We start from the raw sequence: 259 nt of genomic DNA, 5'->3' as shown, positions 1-259 counted from the left end.
CAAACCGGGAGATAGCTGGTTCTCCCCGAAAGCTATTTAGGAAGCGCCTCGTGAATTTATCTTCGGGGGTAGAGCACTGTTTCGGCTAGGGGTCCATCCCGGATTACCAACCCGATGCAAACTCCGAATACCGAAGAATATTATCACGGGAGACACACGGCGGGTGCTAACGTTCGTCGTGAAGAGGGAAACAACCCAGACCGCCAGCTAAGGTCCCAAAGTCATGGTTAAGTGGGAAACGATGTGGGAAGGCTTAGAC

General features: G+C 52.5%; 1 rRNA gene. It reads left to right on the top strand.

Going from position 1 to position 259, the window contains the following annotated elements:
- A 23S ribosomal RNA gene (locus tag OOT08_RS18915) occupies positions 1–259 on the top strand; the annotation flags it as partial.

This window comes from Leucobacter sp. M11 (assembly GCF_035726885.1).
Lineage (GTDB): Bacteria > Actinomycetota > Actinomycetes > Actinomycetales > Microbacteriaceae > JAPFRB01.
The sequence above is the reverse complement of the archived record's forward strand: the minus strand, read 5'-3'. Positions and strand labels throughout refer to the sequence as shown.